The organism is Methylopila turkensis, assembly GCF_027922325.1.
Taxonomy (GTDB): domain Bacteria; phylum Pseudomonadota; class Alphaproteobacteria; order Rhizobiales; family Methylopilaceae; genus Methylopila; species Methylopila turkensis.
Genome location: NZ_BSFL01000002.1, coordinates 420,618 through 434,572, shown reverse-complemented (window position 1 = coordinate 434,572; position 13,955 = coordinate 420,618). Strand labels below are relative to the sequence as shown.

At 70.6% G+C, this 13,955-nt stretch carries 15 protein-coding genes; 7 read left to right on the top strand and 8 right to left on the bottom strand.

Features of this window, described 5'->3' with window-relative positions; translation table 11 throughout:
• Window positions 1-43: 43 nt before the first annotated feature.
• Window positions 44-838 (bottom strand): EAL domain-containing protein, encoded by a 795-nt coding sequence (locus PKE78_RS08695; protein ID WP_309299098.1) that lies wholly within the window; start codon window positions 836-838, stop codon window positions 44-46.
• A 190-nt stretch (window positions 839-1,028) separates the two neighbouring features.
• Here PKE78_RS08695 and PKE78_RS08690 point away from each other — a divergent pair, with 190 nt between their 5' ends.
• On the top strand, window positions 1,029-2,918 hold the full coding sequence (locus PKE78_RS08690; protein WP_271200476.1) for a propionyl-CoA synthetase: 1,890 nt from the start codon (window positions 1,029-1,031) through the stop codon (window positions 2,916-2,918).
• 253 nt (window positions 2,919-3,171) lie between these two features.
• Here PKE78_RS08690 and PKE78_RS08685 read toward each other — a convergent pair whose 3' ends face one another.
• Window positions 3,172-3,867 (bottom strand): DUF1013 domain-containing protein, encoded by a 696-nt coding sequence (locus tag PKE78_RS08685; RefSeq protein ID WP_271200475.1) that lies wholly within the window; start codon window positions 3,865-3,867, stop codon window positions 3,172-3,174.
• Between the two features lie 195 nt (window positions 3,868-4,062).
• Between PKE78_RS08685 and PKE78_RS08680 the strand changes: the two genes are divergently transcribed.
• A complete protein-coding gene (locus PKE78_RS08680) occupies window positions 4,063-4,263 on the top strand; it encodes a DUF1192 domain-containing protein (protein ID WP_271200474.1) in 201 nt (66 codons plus the stop codon).
• 333 nt (window positions 4,264-4,596) lie between these two features.
• Window positions 4,597-5,127 (top strand): protease adaptor protein RcdA, encoded by a 531-nt coding sequence (gene rcdA, locus PKE78_RS08675; RefSeq protein ID WP_271200473.1) that lies wholly within the window; start codon window positions 4,597-4,599, stop codon window positions 5,125-5,127.
• Window positions 5,128-5,139: 12 nt separating this feature from the next.
• Here the strand turns inward: rcdA and flbD are convergent, their stop codons facing one another.
• From flbD to sciP, 6 genes are all read right to left on the bottom strand, one after another.
• Complete coding sequence (flbD, locus tag PKE78_RS08670) at window positions 5,140-6,501, bottom strand: sigma-54-dependent transcriptional regulator FlbD (RefSeq protein WP_271200472.1); 1,362 nt, start codon at window positions 6,499-6,501, stop codon at window positions 5,140-5,142.
• 14 nt (window positions 6,502-6,515) lie between these two features.
• Entirely contained in the window at window positions 6,516-6,866 is a 351-nt protein-coding gene (gene fliN / locus PKE78_RS08665; protein WP_271200471.1) for a flagellar motor switch protein FliN, read from the bottom strand.
• The gene (locus tag PKE78_RS08660) at window positions 6,863-7,522 is read right to left on the bottom strand and encodes a FliH/SctL family protein (RefSeq protein ID WP_271200470.1); all 660 of its coding nucleotides are present in this window, start codon (window positions 7,520-7,522) and stop codon (window positions 6,863-6,865) included. The genes fliN and PKE78_RS08660 overlap by 4 nt, the downstream gene beginning before the upstream one ends.
• A 27-nt stretch (window positions 7,523-7,549) precedes the next feature.
• Window positions 7,550-8,581, bottom strand: coding sequence for a flagellar motor switch protein FliG (gene fliG / locus PKE78_RS08655; protein ID WP_271200469.1), 1,032 nt, complete (start codon window positions 8,579-8,581; stop codon window positions 7,550-7,552).
• Between the two features lie 4 nt (window positions 8,582-8,585).
• Entirely contained in the window at window positions 8,586-10,256 is a 1,671-nt protein-coding gene (gene fliF, locus PKE78_RS08650) for a flagellar basal-body MS-ring/collar protein FliF (protein WP_271200468.1), read from the bottom strand.
• A 157-nt stretch (window positions 10,257-10,413) separates the two neighbouring features.
• Window positions 10,414-10,689 (bottom strand): CtrA inhibitor SciP, encoded by a 276-nt coding sequence (gene sciP / locus PKE78_RS08645; RefSeq protein ID WP_271200467.1) that lies wholly within the window; start codon window positions 10,687-10,689, stop codon window positions 10,414-10,416.
• A 135-nt stretch (window positions 10,690-10,824) separates the two neighbouring features.
• Here sciP and PKE78_RS08640 point away from each other — a divergent pair, with 135 nt between their 5' ends.
• The 4 genes from PKE78_RS08640 (at window position 10,825) to PKE78_RS08625 (ending at window position 13,868) form a co-directional block, all read left to right on the top strand.
• A complete protein-coding gene (locus PKE78_RS08640) occupies window positions 10,825-10,962 on the top strand; it encodes a hypothetical protein (RefSeq protein WP_271200466.1) in 138 nt (45 codons plus the stop codon).
• Window positions 10,963-11,053: 91 nt separating this feature from the next.
• Entirely contained in the window at window positions 11,054-12,268 is a 1,215-nt protein-coding gene (locus PKE78_RS08635) for a flagellar hook-length control protein FliK (RefSeq protein WP_271200465.1), read from the top strand.
• 17 nt (window positions 12,269-12,285) lie between these two features.
• Window positions 12,286-12,951 carry a flagellar hook assembly protein FlgD gene (locus tag PKE78_RS08630; protein WP_271200464.1) on the top strand — a complete coding sequence of 222 codons (666 nt, stop codon included), beginning with the start codon at window positions 12,286-12,288 and terminating at the stop codon, window positions 12,949-12,951.
• Between the two features lie 50 nt (window positions 12,952-13,001).
• The gene (locus PKE78_RS08625; RefSeq protein WP_271200463.1) at window positions 13,002-13,868 is read left to right on the top strand and encodes a hypothetical protein; all 867 of its coding nucleotides are present in this window, start codon (window positions 13,002-13,004) and stop codon (window positions 13,866-13,868) included.
• The last annotated feature ends 87 nt before the right edge of the window (window positions 13,869-13,955 follow it).

Sequence of the window (13,955 nt, the reverse complement as noted above, 5' to 3'; positions counted from 1 at the left end):
GAAGATGGGAGGGGTCGTCCGCAAGGGCGGCCCCTCTGCTCTTTCAAGCCACCGCGGCGTGGGCCCGCGGCGTCTCCGGCAGGACGACGGCGGGCAGACGCCCAAGCTCCGGGCGCGCGAACAGATAGCCCTGCATCAAAGTCACGCCCATGGACTTGAGGCAGGCGTATTCCTCCACGGTCTCGATCCCCTCGGCCACGACGCTCATGCCGATCGCCTCGGCCAAGCTCATCATGCTGGCGAGGATCGCCTGCCGCACGCGGCTGCCGTCGATGCCGCGGATCAGGTCCATGTCGAGCTTCACGACGTCGGGCTGGAACTCGGCGAGCAGGTTCAGGCCGGAGTGCCCCGCGCCGAAATCGTCGATGGCGGTGGTGAAGCCCTGCCGCTTGTATTCGGCGAGAATCCGCGTGAGATGCGGCCGGTCTTCGATCTTCTCGCCTTCCGTCACTTCGAACATGATGTTGTCGATGGGGAAGCCGTGCCGCTGCGCGGCGGCGAGCGTCGTGCCGAGGCAGAGCGCCGGCTCGTAGACGGCGTTCGGCATGAAGTTGATGCTGACCAGCGATTGGATCCCCAGCCGGGCGGCCGCCTCCACGGCGGTGCGGCGGCAGAGCTGGTCGAAGGCGAAGCGCGTGTCCGGCGTGACGTGCGCGAGGACCGCGGCCGCGCCTTCGCCGTTCGCGCCGCGGACCAGCGCCTCGTAGGCGAAGACGCTCCCGTCGGTCACGTCGATGATGGGCTGGAAGGCCATGGCGATGTCGATCGCGAAGGGCTGGCGGCAGCCGGCGCAGCCCGCGTTCGCGAGCAGATCGAAAGACTCCAGGCCGGTGCGCATGCTTTGCTCGTATTTGGCTCCGCCGCACGGCGGGCGCTGCACGCGCAGACTGCGAGGCATCGAGTTACCCTGCGGTTAATTGCGTACCGTACGTTGCGCACGGCCGCGATGACGGAGGCGACGGATCGCCCTAAAAGTGGTGCGGGAAGCGGCGCGACGAAGACGCGGCTATCCGGGAGGAATTGGGTCCATGGGCGCTTACGGCGACCTGCACGCGCGATCGCTCGCCGATCGCGAGAGCTTCTGGCTCGAGGCGGCCGGCGCAATCGACTGGTTTGAGCCGCCGACCCGCGCCTTCGACGCCGGTCAGGGCGCCTATGGCCGCTGGTTCCCGGACGGGGTCGTCAACGCCTGCCACAACGCGCTCGACCGCCACGTCGACGCCGGGCGGGGCGGACAGACCGCGCTGATCTACGACAGCCCCGTCACCGGATCGAAGCGCAGCTACACCTACGCGGGCTTGCGCGACGAGGTCTCGGCCTTCGCCGCGGTGCTGCAGGACCTCGGCGTCGCGAAGGGCGACCGCGTGGTGATCTACATGCCCATGGTGCCGGAGGCGCTGGTGGGCATGTACGCCTGCGCGAGGCTCGGCGCGATCCATTCCGTGGTGTTCGGCGGCTTCGCGGCGGCCGAGCTCGCCAAGCGCATCGACGACGCGGCGCCCAAGGTGGTGCTGACGGCCTCCTGCGGGGTCGAGCCGACGCGGAAGGTGGCCTACAAGCCGCTGCTCGACCAGGCGATCGCCGCCGCCTCCCACAAGCCGGACGCGGTCGTCCTGCTGCAGCGGCCGGAGCTCGAGGCCGAGCTGACGCCGGGGCGCGACCACGACTGGGCCGCCCTGCGCGCCGCGGCGGAAGGGCGGACAACGGCCTGCGCGCCCGTCGCTGCGACCGATCCGCTTTACATCCTCTACACCTCCGGCACCACGGGGACGCCAAAGGGCGTGGTGCGCGACACCGGTGGCTATCTTGTCGCGCTCGCCTGGTCGATGAAGGCCGTCTACGGCCTCAATCCCGGCGAGACGTTCTTCTGCGCCTCCGACATCGGTTGGGTGGTCGGCCACTCCTACATCGTCTATGCGCCGCTGATCATCGGCGCGACCAAGGTGCTCTACGAGGGCAAGCCGGTCGGGACGCCGGACGCGGGCGCGTTCTGGCGCGTCGTCTCCGAGCATGGCGTGGCGGCTCTGTTCACCGCGCCGACGGCGCTGCGCGCCATCCGTAAGGAGGACCCGGAGGGCCGGGAGGCGGCGAAATACGACCTTTCCCGCCTGCGCGCGCTGTTCCTCGCCGGCGAGCGGGCGGACCCGCCCAGCATCCAGTGGGCGGAGACGCTGCTCGGCGTCCCCGTGATCGACAATTGCTGGCAGACCGAGACCGGCTGGCCGATCGTCGCGAACCCGATCGGGCTCGAGCGGCTGCCGGTCAAGCTCGGCTCGCCGACCGTGCCGATGCCGGGCTACGACGTGCGCGTGCTGACCGACGACGGCCAGGAGGCGCCGCGCGGAACGCTCGGCAACATCGTCATCAAGCTGCCGCTGCCGCCGGGCTGCCTGCCGACGCTGTGGAACGCCGACGACCGCTTCCGCTCCGCCTATCTCGAGGGCTTTCCCGGCCACTACCAGACCTCGGACGCCGGTTTCGTCGACGAGGACGGCTATGTCTTCTTCATGGCCCGCACCGACGACATCATCAACGTCGCCGGCCACCGGCTCTCGACCGGCGGCATGGAGGAGGTGATCGCGAGCCACCCGGACGTGGCGGAATGCGCCGTGGTCGGCGTGGCGGACCCGCTCAAGGGCCAGTCGCCGACCGGCTTCGTGGTGCTGAAGGCGGGCGTCGACCGCACGCCGGCGGACATCGAGCGCGAGATCGTCGCGCTGGTGCGCGACCGCATCGGCCCGGTCGCGGCGTTCAAGACCGCGCTCACCGTCCAACGCCTGCCCAAGACCCGCTCCGGCAAGATCCTGCGCGGCACGATCCAGAAGATCGCCGACGGCGAGGACTGGGCCATGCCCGCGACCATCGAGGACCCGGCGACGCTGGACGAGATCGGCGACGCGCTCGCGGCGCGGCGGTGATACGAGGCGTCGTCCCGGACGAGGCCGCAAGGCCGGCGGTCTTCGCCTCGCCTCATCGTCATGGTCCGGCTTGACCGGACCATCCATGTCAGGCGTGGAGTTCGACGCCGGCGGTGGGTCCTCCGGTCAAGCCGGAGGACGACGAGGCTCACCTGGCGAGCCGGAGCGGCAGCCCAACCCGCGGCCGTTGACGCAGGGCCGCGATCCCGGCTCTTCGTTCGCGCTCCGGCCGGGATGACGCCGAAACTCGGCCTCAGCGGCCGTCGTCGTCCTCGTCTTGGTCGTCCCGCTTGAGCTGCTTGAGCTTCGCGAACACGCTCTGGACATCGAGCTCGCGCTCGGACGAGGCGTCGTCGCCGGTCGTGACCTCGGCCGGCAGCAGCGTCTCGTTGTCCTCTTCCTTGCGGAGCACCGCTTCGGGATTGGCCTTGGCGGCCTTCGCCACCTCGAAGTCGAGGTCGATCTGCGAGCACAGGCCAAGCGTCACCGGATCGGCCGGCGCGAGGTTGGCGGCGTTCCAGTGGGTGCGGTCGCGGATGGCGGCGATCGTCGACTTGGTGGTGCCGACGAGGCGGATGATCTGCGTGTCCTTGAGCTCCGGGTGGTTCCGGACCAGCCAGAGGATCGCGTTCGGCCGGTCCTGCCGGCGCGAGACCGGCGTGTAGCGCGGGCCCTTGCGGGGCTTCACCGGCGGCAGGCGCACCTTGGAGACCGCGAGCTGGAGCCGGTAGTCCGGGTTGTTCTGGCCCTTCTCGATCTCTTCGCGGGTGAGCTGGCCGGAGGTGATCGGGTCGAGCCCTTTGATGCCCTGCGCGGCCTCGCCGTCGGCGACGGCTTTGACCTCGAGCTCGTGCAGCTTGCAGAAATCGGCGATCTGGGCGAACGACAGCGAGGTGTTCTCGACGAGCCAGACCGCGGTCGCCTTCGGCATCAGCGGCGCGTTCGACATGGGTGCAATGCTCCTCTCGCTCCGACCGCCGGGGTGCGGCGGAGCCCTGACCGTTATCTCGATGACGGGGGTTGCGGGCTTTATATGCCGGGGCCGCTATCCTTGCAACGCATGTCCGTCCTTGGGACCGCTTGCGCCGGCCCGTCCCGATGCGGCACGTTCGGCGTCCGAAAACGAGCCGATGGGAGGACGGCCATGCCGGTCTTCGATGACGACGCTCCAAAACCCGCCGCCGCGTCGACGCCGCATGCGATCGGGCAGGACCTTGGCCGCCTGTCGGTCGACGAGCTTGTGGAGCGGGTCGCCGCGCTGAAGGCGGAGATCGTCCGGGTCGAAGCGACGATCGCCGCGAAATCGTCCCATCGCAGCGCGGCCGACGCGATCTTCCGAAGTTGATCGGCCGCGCCGCGCTGGCTTCCGAACGGTCTCCGGCATCGTTAAGGCGGCGTTAACCTTTTCAAGCGATTAATGTGCTGTCCAGTTTTCTGGATTCCGAGTGGTTCCTGTCCACTCTTTGTGACGCCTCCCTGTCATGGACTTAAGGCCGCCGCTTCCGGCGGCCTTTTTTTGTCCGCGTTAACGGTCTCTTCGCCACGTCGGGGCGCGGCCGGTGGAAAAGCCGTCTGTTGGCGCGACGATTGCCCAACCCCTGTCGTTGATGCGACGCTGCCCGAAGGCTAAGGCTTCTCGCCGGCTTGAGCGCGCGTTCCCGAGAGAGGTTGTCCGATCATGATCGACAGGTCCGAGCGTACCGAGGCTCCGTCCGAACCCGTTTCGCTTGGCGTGCGTCTGGTCGGCTCCGCGGCGTTCACGGCGCTGTTCCGCGAGGGCATGGCGCTTGTCGAGGAGACCGCGGCCTATCTCGACGGCGACGGCCGCGGCGAATCCCGCGAGCTGGGCCGCGCCGAGTCCATCGCCTACGCCACCGAGAGCATGCGCCTCACCACGCGCCTGATGCAGATCGCGTCCTGGCTCCTGGTGCAGCGCGCGGTGAACGAGGGCGAGATGTCGCTCGACCAGGCGCGCGAGGAGAAGCTCAAGGTGCGGCTGTCGGCGGTGGCCTCGACGCTTCCGCGGGACGTGTTCGAACGGTTGCCGGAGCGGCTTCGCGATCTGGTCGACCGCACCGCGCGGCTTCAGGAGCGCGTGCAGATCCTCGACGTGCAGCTCGACGGCAAGGTCAGGGCCGAGGAGCCGTCGCGCAACCCGCTCGAAGGCCAGCTCGAACTCCTGCGGCAGGCCTTCGGCGTCGGCCGCTGACGCCGCGACCGTTCAGGCCGCGGCGACCCCGCCCTGCGGCGGCGTGATCGCGAAGCCCTCGTCGTCGTACTGGTTCAGTTTGTTCCGCAGCGTGCGGATCGAGATGCCGAGGATGTTGGCCGCGTGGGTGCGGTTGCCGAGCGTATGGCCGAGCGTGTCGAGGATCAGCTCGCGCTCGACGTCCGCCACCGTGCGGCCGACGAAGTTCCGCGTGATGGTCTCGGCCGCTTCCGCAGCCCGCGACGCCGGGTCCGCGCCGCGCGGCGCCATCGGCGCGCCCTCGGGGCTGAGGATCGCCTCCGGCCCGATCTCCGGCCCGCTCGCGAGCAGCACCGCGCGGTGGATCATGTTCTCCAGCTCGCGCACGTTGCCGGGGAAGGCGCAGCGCACGATCTCGGTCCGCGCCGAGGCGGACAGCGGGCGCATCCCGACGCCGTTGAGTTGCGCGTACTTCTTCGCGAAATGCGTGGCGAGCTCGAGGATGTCGCCCGGCCGCTGGCGGAGCGGCGGGATCTTGAGCGTCACGACGTTCAGCCGGTAGAGCAGGTCCTCGCGGAATGTTCCGCGGCGCACCTCGTCCGCCAGAACCCGGTTCGAGGTCGCGAGCACCCGGATGTCGACCGGCACCGGCTTCGCGCCGCCGACGCGGTCGATGACGCGCTCCTGCAGCGCGCGCAGCAGCTTCGCCTGCAGCCTGACGTCCATTTCGGAGATCTCGTCCAGCAGCAGCGTGCCGCCGGAGGCCTCCTCGAACTTGCCGATGCGGCGGGCCGAGGCGCCGGTGAAGGCGCCCTTCTCGTGGCCGAACAGCTCGCTTTCCAGAAGCTGCTCGGGGATCGCGGCGCAGTTGACCGACACGAACGGCTTGGCCGCGCGGGGCGAGCGGGCATGGATGTGGCGCGCCAGCATCTCCTTGCCGGAGCCGCTCTCGCCGGTGATCAGGACGCTCGCCGACGAGGCCGCGACCTGGGTCGCGAGCTGGACGACGGAGGCCATGACGGGGTCGCGGAACACGAGGTCGCGCGCGTCGTCGGCGACGGCGGCGAGCACCGCCGCGATCAGCTCCGGATCGGGCGGGAGCGGGATGTACTCCTGCGCGCCCGACTGGATCGCCGCGACGGCGGCGCGCGCGTCGTTGTCGACGCCGCAGGCGACCACCGGCACGTGGAAGCGCTCGGCCTTCAGCGCTTCGGTGAGCTCGCGCACGGGCAGCGCGACGTCGATCATGATCAGATCGGCGCCGCGGCCGGCGCGCAGGCTGCGCATCGCCTGGTCGATGGTTTCGGCGTGGGTCACGGCCGCGCCGCGGTCCATGGCGATCCGGGTGGCCGCGGTGAGCTGCCCCTTGAGCTGGCCGACGATGGTGAGCCGCATGGGTCGTCCTCCGTTCAGGCGCGGTCGGGCTTGATGATTTCGGTCATCGTCACGCCGAGCCGCTCTTCGACCAGCACCACTTCGCCGCGGGCGACGAGCCGGTCGTTGACGTAGATGTCGATCGCCTCGCCGACCTTGCGGTCGAGTTCGAGGATCGAGCCGGGCTTGAGTCGCAGCAGCTCGCCGACGTCGACGCGCGACCGCCCGAGCACGGCCGAGACCGAGACCGGCACGTCGAACACCGCTTCGAGTTCGGCTGCGACGCGGGCGTCCGTCGTGTCCTCGGCGCGCCGGCGGCTGGTGTCGACGAGGTCGATCTCGCCCGCGTTCAACTCCGGCAGGGGAACTTCCTTGCCTGCGCTCATGCGTCGGCTCCTTCCGAAGTGGTGACGTCCGGCGGGCCGGCCGGCGCGAAGTGGCGGGCGACCGCGGCCTCGATAGCGCGCAGGACCGCTCCGGCGTCCCGCACCACGCCGCCGTCGGCCCATTCGAGCCGGGCGTCGCCGGTCGCGACCTCGGGATCGCCAAGCACGACGAGGCGGCCCGCGAAGCCGCGGACATGGGCGATCGCGCCGAGTTCCGTCTTGACCGTCTCGACGAGGTCGGGCGCGACGCGCACGGCGACGTGCGGGGCCGAGCGCAGCTCGAGGAAGCAGGCCTCGGCGGCCGCGGTGATCTCGGCGAGCGGCGCGCGCGCGACCGCGGCCCCCGCGAGCTTGCGGGCGAGGGCGAGGGCGAGCTCGACCGACTGGCGCTGCATCTGGAGCGCGCGCGCGTCGGCGTCGGCGATCGACATGGCGAGCTGGGCGCCGAGCGTCTCGATCGCGGCCGTCAGGCGCGCGGCGTCGCTGTCGCGCATCGCCTTGCGGCCCTCGGCCTCGCCGCGGCGGAAGGCGGAGGCCTCGGCGCGGGCAAGCGCGGCCTCATGGTCCGCGAGCGGCACGACCGGAGCCGCGGCCGGCGCCGGCGGCGGCGCGCCGAAGTCGAGATCGAACAGGAAGCGGGCGGGCTTGGCGGTCACGCGGCGCTCCGCCCGAAGGGGAGAGGATCAGTAGACAAGCTCGTCCTCCCCCTTGCTCTTGGAGATGCGGATTTCGCCCTTCGCGGCGAGGTCCTTGGTCAGGCCGACCAGGGCGGACTGCGCGTCGTCGACGTCCTTGAGCCGCACCGGCCCCATCGCCTCCATGTCGTCGATCAGCATCTTGGCGGCGCGGCTCGACATGTAGCCCATGAGGAAGTCGCGCATCGTCTGGCTCGCGCCCTTCAGCGCCACCGCCAGCTTGTCGCGCGGCGCGTCGCGCAGCAGCGTCTGGACGCCGGCGGCGTCGAGCTTCTGAAGGTCGTCGAAGGTGAACATGAGCTGCTTGATGCGCTCGGCGCTGTCCTTCGACGCCTCCTCCAGCTTGGTCAGGAAGCGGGTCTCGGTCTGCCGGTCGAACGAGTTGAAGATCTCGGCCATCTGCTCGTGGGCGTCGCGGCGCGAGGTCTGGGACAGGTTCGACATCAGCTCCGAGCGCAGGGTCTGCTCGACGCGCTCGAGGATGTCCTTCTGCACCGCCTCCATCGCGAGCATCCGGCGCACCACGTCGAGCGCGAAGTCCTCCGGCAGTATCGCGAGCACGCGCGCGGAATGCTCGGCGCGGATCTTCGACAGCACCACCGCGACCGTCTGCGGGTATTCGTTCTTCAGGTAGTTCGCGAGCACCGCCTCCTGCACGTTGGAGAGCTTCTCCCACATGTTGCGGCCGGCCGGCCCGCGGATCTCCTCCATGATCGCGCCGACGCGCTCCTTCGGGAGCAGCCTCGCGAGCAGCCGTTCGGTGCTGTCGAAGGTGCCCATCAGCGCGCCGGCGGTGGAGAGGTTCGACACGAACTGCATCAGCAGCCCCTCGACCGTCTCGATGTCGACGGGGCCGAGCGACGACATGGCCGAGGACAGCGCGCGAATCTCGTCGTCGTCGAGCTGCGGCCAGATCGAGGCGCCGTGCTCCTCGCCGAGCGCGAGCATCAGCACGGCGGCGCGGTCGATGCCGGCGAGAGCGCGGGGGGCGGCGCCCCGGGTTGCGACGGCCTGAGCCATGATCTTACGCGGGCTCCTGCATCCACTGCCGGATGATCGACAGGGTTTCGTTCGGGTTGTTCTTCACCAGCTCGCCAATGCGCTGCATCGATTCGGCCTGGACGCGGCCCGCGATCTCGGCCGCGGCGATCATCCGCGCGGTGCCGGGCTCCTGGCCCTGGCCGCCGCTCGTCGTCATGGCGCCGGCGGGGCCGGCGAGGGCGGGCGTCTCGCCGGGGCCTGCGAGCGCGGCGGTGGCCGCGTCGCCGGGCGCTCCGACCACCAGCGTGCGCGTGGTGGTGAGGGTGGTCTCGGGCGACAGCGCCTTCCGCAGCAGCGGGCGCACCACCACGAACAGCACCAGCACGGTCAGCAGCGCCAGCACGGCGAGCTCCGCCCAGCGCATGATGTCCTCGCGAGTGAGATCGAACAGGCCCGGCGCCGCGCCGGCGTCGGTCGCGCCGGGCAGGTCGGCGAAGCGCAGGTTCACGATCTCGACCGCGTCTCCGCGGGCCTGGTCGAAGCCGACGCCGGCCCGCACCAGCGCGCCGATCCGGTCGAGCTCCTCCTGCGGCCGCGGCGCGTAGGAGACGTCGCCATTGGCGGCGCGACCGTAGACGCCGTCGACCAGCACCGCGACCGAGAGCCGCTTCAGCCGGGCGCCGTCCTTCACCTCGGTGCGGGTGGTGCGCGAGATCTCGTAGTTGACCACCTCCTCGGTCTTGTTCGAGGCGTCGCGGTTCTGCGGGCTCTGCGCGGCGGCGGCGCCTTGCGCGTTCGGCAGCTGCGCGCCGACCGTCACGGCCTGGTCGCCGGCCTCCGACGATTGCGAGCTTTCCTCCCGCGTCTGGGTCGAGCGGACGACGCGGCTTTCCGGATCGAAGCTGTCGGCGGTGACGGTGGACTTGGTGGTGTCCATCTCGGCGCGGACCTCGACGCGGGCGCGGTCGCGCCCGACGACGCGTCCGACGATCGCCTCGACGCGCTCGCGCAGCCGCCGCTCCAGCGTCGCGGTGCGCTCGTCGCCGGAGCCGCCCGCGCCGTCCTCCGATCCGGAGCCGTCGGCGAGCAGCCGGCCGCTCTCGTCGACCAGCGACACCTTCTCCGGCTTCAGCCCCTGCACCGCGGAGGCGGCGAGATGACGGATGGCGCGGATTTCGCCGCCTTCGAGCTCGCCGCGCGCGCGGATCACGATCGAGGCCGAGGGCTGCGGCGCGTCGCGTGCGAACAGCGGCTTCTCCGGAATGACGAGGTGGACGCGCGCGGCCTCGACCCGGTTCAGCGAGCGGATCGACCGTGCGAGCTCGCCCTCGAGCGCGCGCAGGTGATTGACGTTCTGGACGAAGCTCGTCGCGGAGAAGCCGTCGCTCTTGTCGAAGATCTCCCAGCCGACGCCGCCGCCGGCGGGCAGGCTCTTCTCGGCGAGGCCCATGCGCAGCTTGGCGATCTGCTCCTTCGGCACAAGGATCGACGCCCCGTCCTGGCGCAGCTCGTAAGGCACCGCGCGCTGCTCGAGCTCCTTGATCACGGCCGATGAGTCCTGCAGCGACAGGTCGCTGAACAGCGGCGACATCTGCGGCTGCGTGAACCGCACGATCGTGAAGGCGAAGAACCCGATCAGGGCGATCGCGACCGCCAGCATCGCGGCGATGCGGCCCGGCCCGAACGTACGCAGGAATGCAACGGCGCCGCCCAACGAGCCTCTCCCGAAAGGGCGCTGCGAACCGGCGCCACCCGGCAAGAATTGCCCGGCGCATGGTAAACGGGTCGTTAATGCCCCGCCTGAGAGGGCGCCGGAAACGATGGCGCCGGCCACGAGGGCCGGCGCGGACGTACGCGAAGACTTTATGCGGTCAGGCGCGATACTGTTGAATGCGCGTGGTGCGGAGCCCTGCGAGGCCATGGCGGTCGATCGACGCCTGCCAGGAAAGAAATTCCTCGACCGTCAGCGTGTAGCGCTGGCAGGCCTCCTCAAGGCTGAGAAGCCCCCCGCGCACGGCGGCGACGACCTCGGCCTTGCGCCGGATCACCCACCGTTTTGTGTCGGACGGCGGCAAGTCGGCGACCGTGAGCGGACTTCCGTCCGGCCCGATCACATACTTGGCGCGTCCACGTTGCATTTCGGTCATCGGTACTCTCACACGCATCTGACCCGTCTGTAGCAACGTTAGGCGTCCCGATTTAACATTTGGCTAAGCGGAAAAGATGATTTCGACCGATTTCCAATCGTTAATGAGAAGTAATTCAAATACTAACGAATGGTGATGTCTGACCTGCTGCAACGTCACTTGGAGGCGGGCAAAATTTTCCGCCGAAGGGCAGAAAACGCCGGGCGCCGCGAAGGCCTGCGCGTTGATCCTGTTGGATTCTCCGGTGGCATGCGGATTGCGAGTTGGGACTGAACCACCCGGGTGCCCCTCGCTCATGATCGCCGTCTCCGCCGCCGCTCCCAGAACCGCCGCGCCTGCCCCGACGACGCCGGCGTCGGGGACCGTGGGCGCTTTCGCGGACGTGCTGGCGGCGTCGGAGACCGCGGAGGGGCCTGCGTCCGCCACCGCCGGCGCCGAATCGAATTCGTCTATCGATGAGCTTTCCGATCGCGACGAGGCCGGGTCGTCGCCGGCCGCCGTGCTGGTGGCGGCGCAGTCGGCGATCCTGCCCGCGCCGGCCGACGCCGCCGGAGGCGAGGGGGCCGGCGAAAGCGCCGGACCGACGCTCGCGCTCGCCGAACCGGCGGCCGGCGACGCTAAGGAGGCCCGGCCCGCTCCCGAGACGGCGGTCGTGAAGCCGCAGACGTCCGGCGCCGCCGCAGCGGAGCGGACGGCCAATGCGGCGGCGTCCGCCCCCGTCGTCCTGAAGGTGGTCGGCGGCTTCGTGGACGAGATCGAGGCGGCGGGAACGCAGGCCGTCGACGATGCCGGTCAGCCTGACGTCGCCGACGCCGTGACCAGCCCGACCAAACCGGCCGCGAGCCAGCCTGTGGCGCAGTCCCCTGTCCCGATCGCCGCGGCGGCCCAGCCGTCGCCGCCGGCGCCCGCATCCGCAGGTTCCGACGCCTCCGCGGACGCCGACGCCCTTGCCCCAGAGATCGAAGCCGCCGCCAAGCCGGTCGCGGAGGCCTCCAGCGATCACGACGCCTCCGCCCAGGACGACGGCGCGTCCGGCGGCGGAAGCGCGGCCGGGCAGGCTGCGAAGATCGCGGACCAGATTCCGACCGGAGCCTCGGGCTTCGAGACCGCCGCGAAGGCGGTTCAGGCGTCGTCGCAGACCGCGCCGAGCGCCGCCGCGCAGGTGTCCGCCGCCGTGGTCGCGGCGACGCAGGCGGCGCCCGCGGCCTCCGGCGCGCGCCGCACCCGGTTCGACGTCCAGCTCGAGGACGGCGATCTCGGCCGCATCGACGTCCGGCTCGACATCGCGAGCGACGGCAAGGTCTCGACCCGGCTGGTCGTCGAGCGGCCGGAGACGCTGGCGATGCTTAAGCAGGACGCCGGCGAGCTTGCGCGCTCGCTGCAGCAGGCCGGTTTCCAGCTCGCCGGCGACGGCCTCGCCTTCGAACTGCGCGACGGCGGCGGCTGGGCGCGGGAGCGCGCGGCCTCGCTCGCGCCGGCCGGCCGGAACGACGCCATCGACGAGGGCGCCGCGCTTGCGGCTCCGCTCGCCTACGCCGCGATGAGGCGGTCCGCCTCGGCGCTCGACCTTCGGGTCTGAAGAAGGGAACGACCGCCATGCCCGTCGACGCGACCGGCAGCTCGACCAGCGCGACATCCGCGACCACCACGTCGCGGTCGACGCTCGCGAGCAACTTCGACACGTTTCTGACGCTGCTGACGACGCAGCTCAGGAACCAGAACCCGCTCGACCCGCTCGACACCAACCAGTTCACCCAGCAGCTGGTGCAGTTCGCTGGCGTCGAGCAGCAGCTCCAGACCAACGACACGCTGGGCGCCCTTCTGGCCGCGACCCAGACCTCGCAGGCCGCGACCGCGCTCGGCCTCGTGGGCAAGTCGGTGACGGCGGACGGCGACACCACGCTGCTCGACGACGGCGCCGCGACCTGGAAGCTGAACGCCCCTTCCGCCGCGAGCGCGACGGTCGAGATCCGCAACGCCAGCGGCGCGCTGGTGGCGACCCGGACGGTGGACCTCGACTATGGCGACCAGGACTTCACCTGGGACGGCAAGACCACGTCCGGCGCGGACGCTCCGGAAGGGCTCTACTCGATCGTCGTCACGGCGAAGGACGCGGCGGGATCGACGGTTTCGGTGACGTCCGAGATCGCCGGCACGGTCGACGGCGTCGACCTCACCACCGGGACCGCGGTGCTGACCATCGGCGACCTGCGCGTGCCCCTGTCCTCGCTGAAGCACATCAGGACCGCGGCGGCGAACTAGGCTTCTTCCGCTCTTGCTTCGGCGCGGCCGAGCGGCGACAGCTCTTGGCGATGGCGAAGTGGCTGAAGGCGCCGGTCATGGCGCTCTATCATGGCGTCGGAGAGCCGCTGATCGCTCTCCGCAGACGCCGCGCGCGCCTCGCGGCGTTTGTCGCCGGCGAGCAGGCGCCTCCGGTCGTCCTGGTCGACGTCCAGGGCGCGAGCGGTCCCGTCGAGGGAGGCGCGAGGGACATCGTCGGGCGCTATGTGGAGCCGGTCGGCGGCGCCGGGCCGCTGGCGCGCCGGCTCAGGCTGACGCCGATGGCGGTCGATCTCGCCCGGTTCGAGGACATGGCCGCGTTCGAGCGGGCGCTCCGCAAGCGCTCGTCGCGCACGCTGCCGAAGGTGAGGAAGGCGCTGAAGGCCGGCTACGCCTTCCACCGCTTCCCGCTGCGCCGCCACGTCTACGACATCCACCGCGTGAAGACCTCGACGCCCGTCCGGGCGGCGGGGCCCGTGCTCGACTACTGGTTCCTGGCGCCGGAGGACATCGCCCCGCCCGCTATGCGTCCGATCCGCCTCAAGGCGCCGGAGAACCCGGAGCGCTGGTCGCTGTGGTTCGGCGTGTTCGTGGCGGAGCCGGGCCACATGCAGGGCGCCGTCACGGTCGACGAGCGCCTCGTAGCCTATATGAAGCTCACGCGCGTCGGCGAGCTCGCGCATTACACCGACCTGATGGGCCACGCCGACCATCTCGAGGCCGGCGTCATGTGGCTGTTGCATGTCGAGATCATGCGCTGGCTGATCGAGAGCGGCGACCCGCTCGCCGCAGGCGTCCGCGTCGTGCTTTACGGCGCGGCCGAGCACGGCGGCGAGGGGCTGCTGACCTGGAAGAAGCGCGCCGGGTTCGAGCCCGTGCGGCTGGTGCGCGCCCGGTGAGGCGAAGCGACATGCTTCCTTCATAGGACGTCGCCAGATAAGAGGTGGTCCGCCGCCTGCAACGAACGAATGCGAGCCTGTCCGCCG

What these genes read in the sequence shown, in the direction of transcription:
- PKE78_RS08695 (WP_309299098.1), bottom strand. Translation starts at nt 838, where the DNA reads ATGCGCACCGGCCTGGAGTCTTTCGATCTGCTCGCGAACGCGGGCTGC.
- PKE78_RS08690 (WP_271200476.1), top strand. Translation starts at nt 1,029, where the DNA reads ATGGGCGCTTACGGCGACCTGCACGCGCGATCGCTCGCCGATCGCGAG.
- PKE78_RS08685 (WP_271200475.1), bottom strand. Translation starts at nt 3,867, where the DNA reads ATGTCGAACGCGCCGCTGATGCCGAAGGCGACCGCGGTCTGGCTCGTC.
- PKE78_RS08680 (WP_271200474.1), top strand. Translation starts at nt 4,063, where the DNA reads ATGCCGGTCTTCGATGACGACGCTCCAAAACCCGCCGCCGCGTCGACG.
- rcdA (WP_271200473.1), top strand. Translation starts at nt 4,597, where the DNA reads ATGATCGACAGGTCCGAGCGTACCGAGGCTCCGTCCGAACCCGTTTCG.
- flbD (WP_271200472.1), bottom strand. Translation starts at nt 6,501, where the DNA reads ATGCGGCTCACCATCGTCGGCCAGCTCAAGGGGCAGCTCACCGCGGCC.
- fliN (WP_271200471.1), bottom strand. Translation starts at nt 6,866, where the DNA reads ATGAGCGCAGGCAAGGAAGTTCCCCTGCCGGAGTTGAACGCGGGCGAG.
- fliG (WP_271200469.1), bottom strand. Translation starts at nt 8,581, where the DNA reads ATGGCTCAGGCCGTCGCAACCCGGGGCGCCGCCCCCCGCGCTCTCGCC.
- sciP (WP_271200467.1), bottom strand. Translation starts at nt 10,689, where the DNA reads ATGACCGAAATGCAACGTGGACGCGCCAAGTATGTGATCGGGCCGGAC.
- PKE78_RS08640 (WP_271200466.1), top strand. Translation starts at nt 10,825, where the DNA reads ATGTCTGACCTGCTGCAACGTCACTTGGAGGCGGGCAAAATTTTCCGC.
- PKE78_RS08630 (WP_271200464.1), top strand. Translation starts at nt 12,286, where the DNA reads ATGCCCGTCGACGCGACCGGCAGCTCGACCAGCGCGACATCCGCGACC.
- PKE78_RS08625 (WP_271200463.1), top strand. Translation starts at nt 13,002, where the DNA reads ATGGCGAAGTGGCTGAAGGCGCCGGTCATGGCGCTCTATCATGGCGTC.